This is a genomic window from Streptomyces mutabilis (assembly GCF_014649815.1).
In the GTDB taxonomy this organism is placed as follows: Bacteria; Actinomycetota; Actinomycetes; order Streptomycetales; family Streptomycetaceae; genus Streptomyces; species Streptomyces mutabilis.
Genome location: NZ_BMTT01000003.1, coordinates 386,778 through 399,294, shown reverse-complemented (window position 1 = coordinate 399,294; position 12,517 = coordinate 386,778). Strand labels below are relative to the sequence as shown.

Annotated in this window: 14 protein-coding genes; 5 read left to right on the top strand and 9 right to left on the bottom strand. The window is 72.9% G+C overall.

The annotated features are described in order from the left end of the window. The first annotated feature begins 85 nt into the window (after positions 1-85). Both IE142_RS10085 and IE142_RS10080 read left to right on the top strand, forming a co-directional pair. The gene (locus tag IE142_RS10085) at positions 86-694 is read left to right on the top strand and encodes a TetR/AcrR family transcriptional regulator (protein ID WP_191885367.1); all 609 of its coding nucleotides are present in this window, start codon (positions 86-88) and stop codon (positions 692-694) included. 170 nt (positions 695-864) lie between these two features. After that, positions 865-1,590, top strand: a complete 726-nt coding sequence (locus IE142_RS10080; RefSeq protein ID WP_191885365.1) for a DUF2470 domain-containing protein — start codon at positions 865-867, stop codon at positions 1,588-1,590. A 135-nt stretch (positions 1,591-1,725) separates the two neighbouring features. Here IE142_RS10080 and IE142_RS10075 read toward each other — a convergent pair whose 3' ends face one another. Together IE142_RS10075 and IE142_RS10070 are read right to left on the bottom strand one after the other, a co-directional pair. Then, positions 1,726-2,982, bottom strand: a complete 1,257-nt coding sequence (locus tag IE142_RS10075) for an FUSC family protein (protein ID WP_191885363.1) — start codon at positions 2,980-2,982, stop codon at positions 1,726-1,728. A 114-nt stretch (positions 2,983-3,096) separates the two neighbouring features. Then, positions 3,097-3,591, bottom strand: coding sequence for an FBP domain-containing protein (locus IE142_RS10070; protein ID WP_191885362.1), 495 nt, complete (start codon positions 3,589-3,591; stop codon positions 3,097-3,099). A 214-nt stretch (positions 3,592-3,805) separates the two neighbouring features. Here IE142_RS10070 and IE142_RS10065 point away from each other — a divergent pair, with 214 nt between their 5' ends. Then, positions 3,806-4,099 (top strand): hypothetical protein, encoded by a 294-nt coding sequence (locus tag IE142_RS10065; RefSeq protein ID WP_043384403.1) that lies wholly within the window; start codon positions 3,806-3,808, stop codon positions 4,097-4,099. Positions 4,100-4,136: 37 nt separating this feature from the next. Here IE142_RS10065 and IE142_RS10060 read toward each other — a convergent pair whose 3' ends face one another. The 4 genes from IE142_RS10060 to IE142_RS10045 all read right to left on the bottom strand — a co-directional run bounded on the left by IE142_RS10060 (position 4,137) and on the right by IE142_RS10045 (position 8,507). Beyond that, complete coding sequence (locus tag IE142_RS10060; protein ID WP_191885360.1) at positions 4,137-5,168, bottom strand: SDR family oxidoreductase; 1,032 nt, start codon at positions 5,166-5,168, stop codon at positions 4,137-4,139. Positions 5,169-5,489: 321 nt separating this feature from the next. Next, positions 5,490-6,716, bottom strand: a complete 1,227-nt coding sequence (locus IE142_RS10055; RefSeq protein ID WP_191885359.1) for an FUSC family protein — start codon at positions 6,714-6,716, stop codon at positions 5,490-5,492. 58 nt (positions 6,717-6,774) lie between these two features. After that, positions 6,775-7,431: an HAD family hydrolase gene (locus IE142_RS10050; RefSeq protein WP_191885358.1), complete on the bottom strand. Its 657-nt coding sequence runs from the start codon at positions 7,429-7,431 to the stop codon at positions 6,775-6,777. A gap of 44 nt (positions 7,432-7,475) precedes the next feature. Beyond that, the gene (locus tag IE142_RS10045) at positions 7,476-8,507 is read right to left on the bottom strand and encodes a PHP domain-containing protein (protein WP_191885514.1); all 1,032 of its coding nucleotides are present in this window, start codon (positions 8,505-8,507) and stop codon (positions 7,476-7,478) included. Between the two features lie 173 nt (positions 8,508-8,680). Here IE142_RS10045 and IE142_RS10040 point away from each other — a divergent pair, with 173 nt between their 5' ends. Both IE142_RS10040 and IE142_RS10035 read left to right on the top strand, forming a co-directional pair. Then, entirely contained in the window at positions 8,681-9,490 is an 810-nt protein-coding gene (locus tag IE142_RS10040; protein WP_191885357.1) for an SDR family oxidoreductase, read from the top strand. 66 nt (positions 9,491-9,556) lie between these two features. Next, positions 9,557-9,793 carry a hypothetical protein gene (locus IE142_RS10035; RefSeq protein WP_043384393.1) on the top strand — a complete coding sequence of 79 codons (237 nt, stop codon included), beginning with the start codon at positions 9,557-9,559 and terminating at the stop codon, positions 9,791-9,793. 15 nt (positions 9,794-9,808) lie between these two features. Here IE142_RS10035 and IE142_RS10030 read toward each other — a convergent pair whose 3' ends face one another. The 3 genes from IE142_RS10030 to IE142_RS10020 form a co-directional block, all read right to left on the bottom strand. Next, complete coding sequence (locus IE142_RS10030; protein WP_191885356.1) at positions 9,809-11,047, bottom strand: glycoside hydrolase family 16 protein; 1,239 nt, start codon at positions 11,045-11,047, stop codon at positions 9,809-9,811. Positions 11,048-11,178: 131 nt separating this feature from the next. Beyond that, entirely contained in the window at positions 11,179-11,718 is a 540-nt protein-coding gene (locus tag IE142_RS10025; RefSeq protein WP_191885355.1) for a VanZ family protein, read from the bottom strand. An 82-nt stretch (positions 11,719-11,800) separates the two neighbouring features. Beyond that, positions 11,801-12,463 (bottom strand): DUF4230 domain-containing protein, encoded by a 663-nt coding sequence (locus IE142_RS10020; protein ID WP_191885354.1) that lies wholly within the window; start codon positions 12,461-12,463, stop codon positions 11,801-11,803. Positions 12,464-12,517 lie beyond the last annotated feature (54 nt).

The following is a 12,517-nucleotide window of genomic DNA, read 5'->3' as shown; positions in this document are numbered from 1 at the left end:
TGCCGGGCAAGCGTGTTGTACATGGATTCAATAACGCGCCTCAGTCTCGACCCGTAGTTGAATCGGCGTCAAGTAAGGTGCGGGCATGGCCGCGAACCAGGGCGAGCGCACCCGCCGCAGGCTCAGCACCGAGGAGCGCCGGGAGCAGCTGCTGTCGGTGGGCGCGCGGCTGTTCTCGGAGAGTCCCTACGACGACGTGTGGATCGAGCGGGTCGCCGAGATCGCCGGGGTCTCCCGAGGGCTGCTGTACCACTACTTCCCGAACAAGCGGGACTTCTTCGCGGCGGTCGTCGAGCGCGAGAGCGAGCGGATGCTGCGGATGACAGCGGCCGTGCCCGGTGTGCCCGTCCGGGAACAGCTCGCGGCGGGCCTCGGCGCGTACCTGGACTACGTCCGGGCGCACGCGCACGGCTATCGCGCCTTCCACCGCGCCGACGCGACCGGGGACCGTGCGGTGCGCAGGGTCTACCGGCAGGCGCTGGCCGCGCAGGAGCGGCAGATTATCGCCGCCCTGGCCGCCGACCCGGAGTTCGGTCCGGCCTTCGGGGAACGGGCCGACGTGCGGCTGGCGGTGCGGGGTTGGCTGGCGTTCACCACCGCGGTCTGCCTGGAGTGGCTGCGGGACCCGGAGCCGGCCCTGGAACAGGTACGTGACCTGTGCGCACGGGCCCTGCTCGGTGCCATCGCGCCGTGAGCGCTCCCGTTGCACTTCGAGACGCGCCGTCAGGCCGGTGAAATGCGCCGTCCGGCGCGCTGAAAGGCCTGGCAAAGATCCGGCGTCCTGACTGGCGCGCACTTCGATCTCCGATAGGTTAGGTGAGGCTAACCTAATGAGTGACGATTGAGCTGACGACGGAGGTTGGGATGGGTGACAGTCACACCTGGACGGCCGCGCCCGCCGCTGCGGAACGGGCCCGCTCCGTGCTCGCCGCCGCCTGGTCCTGTGCGGTGACCGCGGAGGGCGGACGCGAGGAGCTCGTCGGCGCGCACGGCGTCGCCGACGACGGCCGGGTGCTGCTGCACGTGCCCGAGGACAGCGCACTGCTCGCGGCGGCGATCTGCGCGCCCCGCGGGGAGCCGACCGCGGTGCTGGAGTTCGCCGACGTGGCGCCCGTGCCGGTCCGGGGCCGGATCAGGGCCCGGCTCTGGCTGGCGGGCTGGTTCGCCCCGGAGGACGGTCACCTGGCGCTCCGTCCCACGCGCGTGGTGCTGCGGCAGCCGTCCGGTGCCGTGGTCGTCGACCTCGACGAGTTCGCCGCCGCCGCCCCCGATCCGTTGGCGCTCGCCGAAGCCCGGTTGCTGACCCATCTCGCCGACTGCCACGGCGACGCGGTGGAGCGGCTGACCCGGCTCGTCGACGCCGACAGCCTGCACGGCGCGGTTCGGGTGCGGCCCCTCGCCGTGGACCGGCACGGACTGACGCTGCGCATCGAGCGCGTCCGCGCCCACGGCGACGTGCGGCTGCCCTTCCACGCGCCGGCCGACGACATCGCCCAGCTCACGGAGCGGATGCACGTACTTCTGGCCCAGGCCGGCACGGCCTCCTGCCCCCGGACCCCGCAGCGCCGGCGCACCGACGGCTACGGCTGAGGCGGGCGGGGCCACCCGCCGCGGACGCGCCGGCCACGTGGGGAAACCCGACGCCCCGCGGCACGGCACCGCGAGCCGCGGCCCCCGCTGTTCCGGCGGCGTTACGGTCGTACGGCCGTCGTTCCTCCGGCGTTCTCAGGAAGAACGCCGCGCGGCGGCGCCGCGCTTCCGCTTCCGCAGCCGGGACCGCACCCGGTCGCGCAGTAAGGTCAGCCGCGGCCTGCGTTCGCGCTGCTCGCGCGTGTGCCGGTCCAGTTCCTCCAGGAGCCGGCGCGAACGGTGCTCGGTGTCCATCTCGTCGATGATGCGGTTGACCTCGGTCAGCACCGCGCCCTGCAACTGCCACTGCCGCTGGTCGCGCCGGACCTCCTCGAGAAGCAGCCCGGCCAGCCGGTCCCGGGTGACCGCGGCCTGCCGCAGCTGGGCGGACAGCCTCTCCTCGGCGGACTCGGCGTCATCGCTGACGCTGGTGGTGACCAGGACCGCGAAGCTGACCACGGCGTCGGCGATCTCGGACAGGAGCTGCTCGATGGTGGCGCCCGTCTCGGGCGGGAACAGCGGATCGGGTTCCCGTTCCTTGGCGAGGTCGGTGAAGGTGCGGGCGAGGACCCGCATCACCACGGTGCAGATCTCCAGCGTGTCCAGACCCGAGCGCAGCACCACCCGGTGGAGCAGCCCCTCACGCACACGGGGATTGAGCCGCAGGCTGTCCTCCGCCTGCCGGAGGTCCTCGTCCACCTCGCCGATCTCGTGGTCGAGGCGGCGGGCCTCGTGCAGCCGGGCCGCCGCCTCGAGGAACGCCGTGCTGCCCGAGGCCTCCTCGCCCATCCGCAGCATCAGCTGCCGCATCCGCCGGGCCAGCCCTTCGATCGACTCGCCCGCCTGCTCCACCCACACCGGCGGCGCCAGCACCAGGTTGAAGGCCAGGCCGACGATCGCGCCGATCAGCGTCTCAACCACCCGCGCCCAGGCCAGGGATCCGTGCGAGGTCACGCCCAGCACCAGCATCGCGCTGATCGCCACCTCGGCCACGAACTCGTGCGCCCGCACCAGATGTCCGACGCCCAGCGCCGCCACGATCACCAGGGCCAGACTCCACCAGCTCAGTCCGACCAGCTGACTGAAGGCGATGGCGACCAGGACGCCGGCCACCACGGCGTTCACCCGGCGGAAACTCATCTTGAGCGTGGCGTACAGGGTGACCTGGACGACCAGCAGCGCGGTGAGGGGCGCGGTGAGCGGCGCCGCCGACTTGTCGGGGGTCAGCCGCACGGCGATCACATAGGCGATCGACGCGGCGGTGGCCGAGCGCAGCGCCTGCACGACCATGGGGTCCCTGAGCCACTTCACCCGCCGCAGGGCCGACGCGGCTCTCTCACGTACATCGCGCATCCTCGGGCTGTTCCCTTCCCCAGGCGCCTCGAACGCATCCGGACAGGACGGTAACCGGACGAAGGGGGTGGGGAGGGATCTCACGCGCCGTGCGCCGCCGTGCTTCCGCGATCGTCAGGCGGTCACCTTGGCGAGGAAGGCGGACAGGTTGCCCAAGGTCCGGGCGACCTGTTCCTCCAGGGTCAGGCTCTCCTCGAAGCGGGCGCCGCCCTCCGGGGACTTCTTGCCGCGCAGATACAGGGAACAGGCGAGGTCGGTGCACATGTACAGACCGACCGAGTTGCCCTCCCGGCCAGCCGGGCCCGCCTTGCGCGCCGTCATCAGCGACACGCCGCCCCGCGGGTGCGTCGTCAGGCACAGCGCGCACAGGCTGCGCTGGAAGAAGCCGCTCCGGCCCGGTTGGAAGCGCAGGGCCACACCGGTGAGGCGCCCGTCCCGTTCGACGACCAGATAGCTGCGGTCGGGCGCCCCAGGATCACGCCAGCCCAGGAAATCAAGATCGTCCCAGGGGCGCTCGGCGAGGTCACGGGGGACGGCCATGCGCTTGGCCTCGCCTTTCGAGCAGTTGATGAAGGAGCCTCGGATGTCCTGCTCGGTGAGTGGTCGCATGATCTTCCCATGCCTTCTGCGTCGGGAGGGCGGAAACGGAAACCTAGGATCCCTAGGTTTCCGCCTAGCGTAGATAGCCGTGCGGGAGGTGTGCCAGCGAATTTGCCGGCGGGCGTCACCCCGACGTTTCGCAGGTCGGCGCGGGTGGTACCCGCAGGCGTTCGGACGGCCGGAACGACCGGATGCCGCAGCGACCGCAGAAAGGGAGTGCGCCGTGACCGACCACCGCCTCGAAGGACCGGGAGAGAACGGCGACCCCGTCCCGCGGGACATGCCGGACCAGCAGGCAGGGACCGGTGACGACCCTTGGGAGGCCGCCGCGCCCACACGGGACCAGTTGGAGCAGGGGCAGCGCCCCGAGGGAGCAGAGGAGGCCGACGACGACGCCGGTACCGGCGACGGCACCGACGTACCCGACACGGACGAGGCGGGGACGGGCCGTCAGGGTGCCCCGCACTCCGGCGCCGTGCACCCGGAGCACCCGGTGCCCGACGAGTCCTCCGGCTGAGGACGCTTACCCGGTTCCTCGCGGAGACGGGCGGCGCTCAGCCGACCTTGCGCCCGCGCAGCGGCTCGGTGGCCGCTCCCGCGCCCTCCTGGAAGCCCCGCAGGAACTCCTCCAGCACCTCCGTGGCCGTGAGGACCGGACGCCAGCCCAGTTCCGCCCGGGCGCGCGTGCAGTCCAGCAGCGGCAGCCGCAGCACCGCGTCGAACAGGTGCGGGGAGGCGGGCAGCAGGTGCAGCCCCCACGCGGCGGCGATCGCGGAGCGGGCCGCGGTGCGGGGCAGCCGCACCCGGCGCACGCCGGTCATCTCGCCCAGCAGTGCGGCGTCGACCGGAGGCTCGGCCGCGAGGTTGAAGGGGCCCCGGGCGGCCCCGGAGCGCACCGCGAGGCGGTACGCGTTCGCCGCGTCGTCGGTGTGCAGGGCCTGCATCCGCAGGCCGGGGACGTCCGGCAGGAACGGCAGGAGGTCCGGCCGCGCCAGCGGGCCCGGCAGGAACCTGCCGCCGAAGATCCGGCGCTGTTCGCTGGCCGACTCCCGCTTGAAGAGGAAGGCGGGCCGCATCCGCACCACCCGGATCCCCGGGTGGTCGCGCTCGAAGGTGTCCAGGGCCCGTTCCAGATAGGCCTTCTCCCGGCAGTACGCGGCGTCGGGCCAGCCGTGCGTCGGCCACGACTCGTCCACCGCGCGGTCCTTCGGTCCCGGTGAATAGGCGCCCACCGACGAGGCGTGCACCAGCGCCGGCACTCCGGCCGCGGCCACCGCCTCGAAGACCCGGATGGAGCCGAGTACGTTCGTGCGCCAGGTCGTCGCCGGGTCGTGCGTCGGCTGGAAGGCCCAGGCCAGATGCACCACGGCGTCGGCGCCGGCGAAGTGTCCGGTCAGGTCCGCCCGGTCCGAGGCCAGGTCGACCGCGGCCCATTCCGTCCTGGCGGGCGACCACTCGGGAATCCGCCGGGCCAGGCCCAGCACGGAGGCGACCTCCGGATCCTCCGAGAGCAGCCGTACGACGCTGGTGCCCACGTTGCCGGTGGCGCCCGTGACCACGACCCTCGTGCCCGTTGTGCTGCTCACCTTGCGCTCCTCTCGGCGACTTTGCCCGTGCGGACGTCACCGGGTACCCGCCCCGCGGCCCGGGCACGCAGGACGGCCGAAGGAGGAGCGGGCAAGAAGAAGCCCCGACCGCGACGGGGGAATCACGGTCGGGGCGGTTCGAGGTGGGTACGGATGGCGGTCGCCTCTCGGCGAAGGGCTCCACAGGGCTTCAGCCGAACGATCTTCCCTGTGGGCGATAGGTGAGGCCCGGGGACACTGTCCCATCCGTACCCACGCCCTTTTCAACGGGAGAGGGCCTTCCGGTGTTCCACCGTCTGTCGCGCTTTGGGGTGATGTGTGTCACTGCGATGGTGTGTCGGCACCACGGGGCGGGTCACCGCGACTGGGCTCGGGAACGACCTCGGCCCACAGGTTCTCGGCCTGGAGCAGCAGCGTGCCCAGTACCGCCGTCCGCGCCGCTCCCTGCCCGGCCTCTTCCCGCAGCCCGTCCTGAAGCCGCCGGTGCAGTTCCTCCATGGTCGCGTCCGTCGCCTCCTCGGGCCGGGGGTCGGCGGCCTCGCCCAGCAGGCGGTCGGCCTCCGCACGGCAGGAGTCGCCGATCAGCCGGAGCAGGCGTGCGTACAGGTCCAGCACCGGGCCCTGCGGCGGGGCCGGTGTCCGGTTCTCGTCGGCGGCCACGGCGAGCGTCCGGGTCAGTGCCGAGATGTTCCCGGTGACCCGGCTCCAGCGCTGGTCCTCCTCCTCGGGCGGGACGGCGGCGGTGGGCGCACGGCGCAGCGCACGCAGCGGACCGGAGGTCAGGCGCAGGCTCTCCCGGCTCCAGGACCGCGCCGACTCCAGCGCCTTCAGCCGCCGCTGCAGCCGCGCGGCGTCGTTCGACCAGCCGGCCGCGGTCTGCGCGTCCCACTCGGATTCCGGCAGGTCGGCCGCCACCGTGTGCAGGACGTCGCCCGCCTCCCGGGCCAGCCCCGCGAGGTTCTCCCGTACGTCGCGCAGGTGGATCGGCGGCAGCACGAAGGCGTTGACCGCGACGCCGATCACCGCGCCCAGCGCCGCCTGCCCCACCCGGTGCCCGACCGCCGACGCCGAGACAGCCGTGCCGGAGGCCAGCACGAACACCGCGGTGGTGGCCGTGTAGATGCCCTGTCCGCCGAAGCGGGACCAGTTCGAGATCAGCATCAGCACCGGCAGGGACAGGGCCAGTGCCCCCGTGGTGTCGTCCGTGATGGTTTGCGCCGCCGACGCCATCAGGGCCCCGGCGCAGATCGCGGTGAACTGCTGCCCGGCCTGCCGCACCGAGCTGTAGACCGTGGCCTGTACCAGGACCAGCGCCACCCAGGGCGCCATCAGCGCCATCGGATCGTCCAGCCAGACGCCCGCCACGGCCCAGGCGATCAGCGCGGCGCCGGCGGCCTTCAGGGACTGCACGACGAGGTCGCGTTCCCGGCCGGGCCCCCGCCAGGCGGCCCGGATCGCGCGCCCGACGGCACAGGCCTCCCACCACGCCGCAGCCAGTGGCCGCCGCCCCCGGAACACCTCGCGGACCGTACGTGTCACCGCGGTCATGCGCCGGGCATCCGCTCGACCGGCCTACCCGCCCCGGAGCGGGATACGACACGGTGGCTCATGCGAACGGGCTCTCCTTCAGCGAGGCCAGCAGGTCGGCCGGGTCGGCGTAGACCGCGTCCGCGCCGGCCTCCTCCAGGTCGGCGCGGGGCAGACCGCCGCACAGCACACCCACGCAGCGCACCCCGGCCCGACTGCCCCCGCGCATGTCCCAGACGGTGTCGCCGACGAACACGGCCCGCTCGACCGGTACCCCGGCCAGCTCCAGGGCGTGCTCCACCGGCTCGGGCGCCGGCTTCCCGGCCGCCACGTCGTCGGCGCTCGCGGTCGCGTCGATGGCGTCGTCCGCGTCGATCGCCCGCCGCAGCGCACTCAGCTCCGCGCCGCCCGCCGAAGTGGCGAGGACCACCTTCCAGCCGTCGCCGGCCAGGCGGCGCAGCAGCTCCCCGGCGTCCGGCAGCGCCGGCAGGCGGTCGAAGTACTGCCCGTACAGCGCCTTGTGCGCGGCGCTGAGCTGCGCGTCCTGGTCCGTGTTCCGGTCCTCGCCCAGCAGATGCCCGATGAGGTCGGTCGAGGCCAGTCCCACGGCCCGGTGGACGGCGTGCATCGGCACCCGGTGACCCGCCTGCCGGAACGCCTCCCACCAGGTCGTCACATGCAGGTGATTGGTGTCGACGAGGGTCCCGTCGACGTCGAACACGGCTGCCCGTTCCATGCACCGTTCCTTTCCTGATCGTGGCTCGACCTGCGTGTACCACGTCAGCGGCCCGCCACTCCGGCCGGAATGCGGCCCTGACCGGTCCAGGCGAGCAGGTCGTCCAGCGGCCAGGTGGTGACCACCCGCTCCGGGGGCACCCCGCACTCCTCGGCCCGCGCGCACCCGTGGATCTGCCAGTCCAGCTGGCCGGGGGCGTGGGCGTCGGTGTCGACGGAGAACAGCACTCCGGCGTCCACGGCCCGGCGCAGCAGTCGGCGCGGCGGGTCGAGCCGCTCGGGCCGGCTGTTGATCTCCACGGCCGTGCCGGACTCCGCGCAGGCGGCGAACACCTCGTCGGCGTCGAACTGCGACTCCGGCCGCCCCCGACCGGTCAGCAGCCGCCCGGTGCAGTGCCCCAGGACGTCCGCGTGCGGATCGCGTACGGCCCGCACCATGCGGCGGGTCATCGCGCGGGCGTCCATCCGCAGCTTGGAGTGGACCGACACCACGACGACGTCCAGCCGCTCCAGCAGCTCCGGCTCCTGGTCCAGCGAGCCGTCGTCGAGGATGTCGCACTCGATACCGGTCAGCAGCCGGAACGGCGCCCAGGTCTCGTTGAGCTCCGCCACCACGTCCAGCTGCTCGCGCAGCCGCTCGGGCGACAGGCCGCGCGCGACCGTCAGCCGCGGCGAGTGGTCGGTCAGCGCCGCCCACTCGTGCCCCAGCGCCGCCGCGGCCCGGCCCATCTCCTCGATCGGGCTGCCGCCGTCAGACCAGTCGGAGTGCAGGTGGCAGTCGCCGCGCAGCAGCTCCCGCAGCCGCTCACCGCCCTCGGCGAGCGGTGCGTCCGCCTCGCCCTCCAGCTTCTCCAGGTATTCGGGCACCTGCCCGGCCAGCGCCTCGCGCGCCACCTGCGCCGTCCTGGGTCCCACGCCCTTCAGCGATTCCAGCGAGCCGACGCGCTCGCGCAGCTCGGCGGGCGGCAGTTCACCGAGCACCCGGGCCGCGGTGCGGAAGGCCCGGACGCGGTACGTCGGCGCCTGGGACCGCTCCAGAAGGAACGCGATGCGCTCCAGCGCCTCGACGGGCTCCATCGACACCTCCTCCTCCGGCACGTCCAGGGTTCCCCAGCGCCCCCGGAACCGCACCACGGGCCGGGCGGTTTGTCCGCGCCGTTCCCGGGTACTGCGACGCCCCGCGCCACCGCCGGCCGCCGCCGGGCGTGACGCGGGGCGCGGAGCCGAGCAGCGCCGAAGAGGAGGCCGTCATGTCCAGTCCCAGCCCGTCCGACGCCGAAGTGGCCGTCATCACCGGCGCCGACTCCGGCATCGGCCGCGCCACCGCCGTACGCCTGGCCGAGGCGGGGATGGACATCGGCATCACCTGGCACACCGACGAGGAGGGCGCGGAAGGGACCGCCGAAGAGGTCCGTGCGCTGGGCCGCCGGGCCGAGACCGCCCGGGTGGACCTGACCCGGCTGCCCGAGGCCGCGGACACCGTCGACGGGCTGTGCGAGCGGCTCGGCCGCGTCGACGTGCTGGTCAACAACGCCGGCACGGGCACCGCCACTCCTTTCCTCGACCTGGGCCTGGACGATCTGCGGCGCGTCCTCGACGTGGACCTCGCCGGCCCGTTCCTGTGCGGGCAGAAGGCGGCCCGGCGCATGATCGAACAGGGCGGGGGCGGCCGGATCGTCAACGTGACCTCCGTCCACGAGCACCAGCCCCGGGTGGGCGCGGCCCCGTACTGCGCGGCCAAGGGCGGCCTCGGCCTGCTCACCCAGGTCATGGCGATCGAGCTGGCCGAGCACGGCATCACCGTCAACGCGGTCGCGCCCGGCGAAATCGCCACGCCCATGACCGGTCAGGAGGACACCGACCCGCACACCGAGCGCCGCCCCGGCGTGCCGCTGGGCCGGCCCGGCGACGCCCGCGAGGTGGCCGCGGTGATCGCCTTCCTCGCCGGCCCCGACGCCTCGTACGTCACGGGCGCGTCCTGGAGCGTGGACGGCGGCATGCTCCGGATGGGCCCGATGGCCGGATCCCATCTGAGAGGCGACGACTGGCGTCGTCCCTGAAGGTCCGTCCCGCCCGGTGGTCCGCTCGCCCAGCCACTACCGCGGGTCGCGTCCTACCCTCGATGCATGACCGAAATCGACACCCCGCACATCGGCAGTCCGCGGATTCTCGTGCTCCGGGTGCAGCCGGGCACTCCGCCGTTCCGGATCGTGGAGATCGACGGCCAGGTGGTCGGCGAGGCCAGGGCGGTCACCGACGTACTGGAGGCCGCCGCCGCCTTCGGCATCACGGTCCACGACCTGGACGATCCGGACGTGGTCCGCTGGGTGGGCGGGGACAAGTTCACCTGGACGTTGCACTGACGCCGGTCCAGGGTCTCAGCCGACCGTCCACTTCTGGTTGGCGCCGCCCGTGCAGGTCCAGATCTGCAACCGGGTGCCGTTGGCCGAACTGTTGCCGGTGGCGTCGAGGCACTTGTCGGCCTGCGGATTGACGATGTCGCGCGCCCCGGTGACGACCCACTGCTGCGCCGCGCTGCCGTTGCAGTCCCACAGCTGCACGACCGTGCCGTCCGCCGTGCCGCCGGCGTCGACGTCCAGGCACTTGCCCAGCGCCCGGATCGTGCCGTCGGAACCCACCGTCCACCGCTGGGCCGCGGTGCCGTTGCAGTCGTAGAGCTGTACGGGGGTGCCGTTGGCGGCGTTCGCCGCGGCGACGTCCACGCACTTGCCGGCCAGGCCGCGGATGGGGCCGCCCGTTCCCGAGTCGCCCGTCGTCACCGAGACGTGGTCCACCACCAGCGTCTGCGGGAAGACCGTGGAGGCGTCCGGGTCGCCGGGCCAGTAGCCGCCGACCGCGAGGTTGAGGATCAGGAAGTACGGCTTGTTGAACACCCACTGCTTCCCGCCCAGGTCGGCCGGGGTGCGCCGCTGGTAGACGTTGCCGTCCATCGACCAGGTGATCGAGTCGGGCGCCCAGTCGACGGCGAAGGTGTGGAAGTCGTCCGCGAAGGCCTGGCCGTTCGGCAGGGTGTACCCGGCGCCGATGCCGCCCGAGCCGGAGTAGCCGGGACCGTGGATGGTGCCGTGCACGGTGGAGGGTTCGAAACCGACGTTCTCCATGATGTCGATCTCGCCGGAGTCCGGCCAGTTCACCGGGGTGCCGAGCATCCAGAACGCGGGCCACATGCCCTGCCCGCGCGGCACCTTCATCCGGGCCTCGACGTGCCCGTACTGCGCCGTGAACTTCCCGGAGGTGTTGAGCCGGGCGGAGGTGTACTGGCAGGTGCCGTACCAGCACCGGTAGTTCGCCGGATTCTCCTTGCGCGCGGTGATGACCAGGTGCCCCTGGCCGTCCAGCGCCGCGTTCTTGTTGCCGGAGGTGTAGTACTGCCGCTCGTGGTTGTTGACGTTGTCGCCGGTCTCGATCTGCCACTTCGACGAGTCGACGGCCGCGCCGGCCGGCCCGTCGAAGGTGTCGGAGAACGTCACCGCGGCGGCCGCGGCGTCGGCGGCCCCGGGTTCCGCCCGGGCGGGGCCGGTGACGAGGGAGGCGGCCAGCCCGGCGGAGAGGGCGGCGGCGAGGAGGCATCTGCGGAGCAGGCGTGGACGGGCCACGGCTCTCCCTTCCGTACGGCGTCCCGGGGACGGGAGCGCCGACCGAGGTGGGGGGTAAGGGTGCCGCCTCTTGGTTTAAGGGGTGAGATGAGGGGTGGTCAATACCTTGGTACGGACCACCTCTCGTCCTCTCAGTCGCGGGGTCGGCGCGCGTGCACCGCACGGCTCATCCGCCGGCCCAGGAGCAGGTAACCGGTCAACGCTCCCGTGGTGTTGAGGATGACGTCGTCGATGTCGAATGCCCGCCCGGTGACCAGGGCACCCTGCGCGAACTCCACCATCAGCATCACCACGGCCGTCAGCAGCAGCACCCTCAGCAGCCCCCGCGTGCGCGGGGCCACGAGCGGAACCAGCACGCCGAACGGCACGCCCAGCAGCAGGTTGCCGCCGATCTGCTTCACGGCGTCCCGCAGCGCCGGCTGGTCCAGATAGGCCCGCAGCGAGCTGCCGGGACGCATGTTGGTGTGGGTCAGCGCCTCGGAGGCGGGGGAGGGGTGCAGCGTCAGCCGCGCCAGCACCACCGCGAACGCCACCATGAAGACGAACGCGCACGCCGTCGCCAGCAGGCGCAACCCAAGAACGAGCGGGCGCCGTTCGCGCCGGTCGGCGTCCCCGGCCTCGGCGGCACGGGGGCGCAGCAGGGAACGCGGCCCTGAGGCGGCACGAGCCATTCGGTCCTCCAGTCGTCAACTTCCCCGTGTGGTGCAGCGGTTACCCGCTGACACGGCGAGGATGCGGGGTGGTTCCCGCCCGTCAGGACCCGTAGGTCACCCGTACCTTCTCGAAGCCGAGGGAGTGCAGCAGGCCCTTGAGCATCGCCGTGGTGTTGCTCTCCGCGCGCGCCTTCAGCTCGCTGTCCTTCGCGGCGTCGGCGATGTGCCGGGCCGCGAGCCTCTGCACGGCCTGTTCGCCGTTGGGGTTGTCGGAGAACAGGTCGCCGAAACGGTCGAGGAGCCCGCGCTGCTTGGACACGGCGTAGGAGCGCTCGGGGTCGAGGGCCGGCTCGCCGAGCGCGGCGTGCGGCAGCCGGAGCGTGGCCGCGGTGCGGTCGCCGTCGACCGTCACGTCCTCCTCGCCCACCTTCCCGAGGTCGACGTAGGCGTCGACGGTGCCCGCGCCGACGTACAGGGTGCGGGTGCCCCGGACCGCGTCCGGCAGGAACTTCGCGTCCTTCTCCAGGTCCACGACGACCTGGAAGGTGCCGGAGGCGGCCTCGTAACGGCTGAGGTCCTGGACCGACTCCAGCAGCGCGGGGCCCGAGCGGTCGTGGGTCTCGGTGCCGAACACGTCCTTCAGCCCCGGCACGAGGCTCAGCCGGAATCCCGCGAACAGCACGACGAGGACCAGCGAGAACGCACTCAGCACCTTCGCCCATCCGGGCACGCGCCGGGGGAGCTTCCTGACGGGAGTCGTCATGGCGACGGCCCTCCTTCCTGCCTTCCGGATGCCCCCCGTCTCCACTGACAGACA

Excerpts from the sequence above, each read along its gene's own strand:
- IE142_RS10020 (WP_191885354.1), bottom strand. The coding sequence starts at position 12,463 with ATGACGACTCCCGTCAGGAAGCTCCCCCGGCGCGTGCCCGGATGGGCG.
- IE142_RS10035 (WP_043384393.1), top strand. The coding sequence starts at position 9,557 with ATGACCGAAATCGACACCCCGCACATCGGCAGTCCGCGGATTCTCGTG.
- IE142_RS10025 (WP_191885355.1), bottom strand. The coding sequence starts at position 11,718 with ATGGCTCGTGCCGCCTCAGGGCCGCGTTCCCTGCTGCGCCCCCGTGCC.
- IE142_RS10080 (WP_191885365.1), top strand. The coding sequence starts at position 865 with ATGGGTGACAGTCACACCTGGACGGCCGCGCCCGCCGCTGCGGAACGG.
- IE142_RS10075 (WP_191885363.1), bottom strand. The coding sequence starts at position 2,982 with ATGCGCGATGTACGTGAGAGAGCCGCGTCGGCCCTGCGGCGGGTGAAG.
- IE142_RS10050 (WP_191885358.1), bottom strand. The coding sequence starts at position 7,431 with ATGGAACGGGCAGCCGTGTTCGACGTCGACGGGACCCTCGTCGACACC.
- IE142_RS10085 (WP_191885367.1), top strand. The coding sequence starts at position 86 with ATGGCCGCGAACCAGGGCGAGCGCACCCGCCGCAGGCTCAGCACCGAG.
- IE142_RS10045 (WP_191885514.1), bottom strand. The coding sequence starts at position 8,507 with ATGGAGCCCGTCGAGGCGCTGGAGCGCATCGCGTTCCTTCTGGAGCGG.
- IE142_RS10040 (WP_191885357.1), top strand. The coding sequence starts at position 8,681 with ATGTCCAGTCCCAGCCCGTCCGACGCCGAAGTGGCCGTCATCACCGGC.
- IE142_RS10070 (WP_191885362.1), bottom strand. The coding sequence starts at position 3,591 with ATGCGACCACTCACCGAGCAGGACATCCGAGGCTCCTTCATCAACTGC.
- IE142_RS10055 (WP_191885359.1), bottom strand. The coding sequence starts at position 6,716 with ATGACCGCGGTGACACGTACGGTCCGCGAGGTGTTCCGGGGGCGGCGG.